Genomic DNA, 774 nt, shown 5'->3' with positions numbered 1-774 from the left:
ACGGGAGGCATTCCGTGGACGATTGGCTACGGGCATACAAAAGGTGTTAAGAAAGGCGATGTGATTACAGAGCAGCAGGCCGAAGATTTTTTACACGATGACCTCACATTCGCTTACGCCACACTGGAGCGATTGGTTAAGGTGCCACTGACTCAAGGTCAGTTTGATGCTCTGTGCTCGTTTATCTTCAATTGTGGCAGCGGTAACTTTTCGGGTTCCACTTTATTGAAGAAACTCAATCAAGGTGATTATGCAGGCGCAGCAGAAGAGTTTTCCCGATGGGATAAAGCAGCGGGTAAGGTGATGAAGGGGCTGACTAAGCGCAGGGCATCTGAGCAACAGATGTTTTTGTCATGAAACTCAGCGCAATCCACTACACGATCATGGCTCTGATTGGCGTTGCGGGTATAGCTACATTCGGAAGCTACCATTACAGCACCGAGTATGAGAAACAAAAGAAAGTCAACGACGACCAAGCAACCGAAATCAAACAACTGACTGACACCATCAACTACCAGAACACGCACATTGATATGCTGCATGAACAGGATGCTAAACGTCTTAAGGTACTTGCCAATGCTAAATCTAAGATTGATCAGCTCAGTGACAATTTGCGCACTAACACTCAGCGCGTGTACGTCAAAGCCGAGTGCCCCGTGCGTGAAACCTCTGCCCCCTCCGGCGTGGATAGTTCAAGACCCGCCAGACTGGAGAAAGACGCTGAACAAGATTATGTACGTCTCCTCGGAGAACTTGAAACCCTCGAAAGCCAGT

2 protein-coding genes and 1 pseudogene are annotated in these 774 nt (G+C 48.4%); all 3 read left to right on the top strand.

What is annotated here, in order from left to right; genetic code table 11:
• Positions 1-357: lysozyme (locus tag Xhom_RS25135; protein ID WP_099140133.1), on the top strand; the 357-nt coding region annotated here is incomplete at its 5' end.
• Positions 354-713: pseudogene (locus Xhom_RS38285) on the top strand (lysis system i-spanin subunit Rz); the annotation flags it as partial. The gene Xhom_RS25135 and the pseudogene Xhom_RS38285, both read left to right, overlap by 4 nt.
• The coding region (locus tag Xhom_RS38280) for an Rz1 family lipoprotein (RefSeq protein WP_244590828.1) at positions 661-774 on the top strand (114 nt) is incomplete at its 3' end. The pseudogene Xhom_RS38285 and the gene Xhom_RS38280, both read left to right, overlap by 53 nt.

It is taken from the genome of Xenorhabdus hominickii, from assembly GCF_002632725.1.
Taxonomy (GTDB): domain Bacteria; phylum Pseudomonadota; class Gammaproteobacteria; order Enterobacterales; family Enterobacteriaceae; genus Xenorhabdus; species Xenorhabdus hominickii.
The sequence above is the reverse complement of the archived record's forward strand: the minus strand, read 5'-3'. Positions and strand labels throughout refer to the sequence as shown.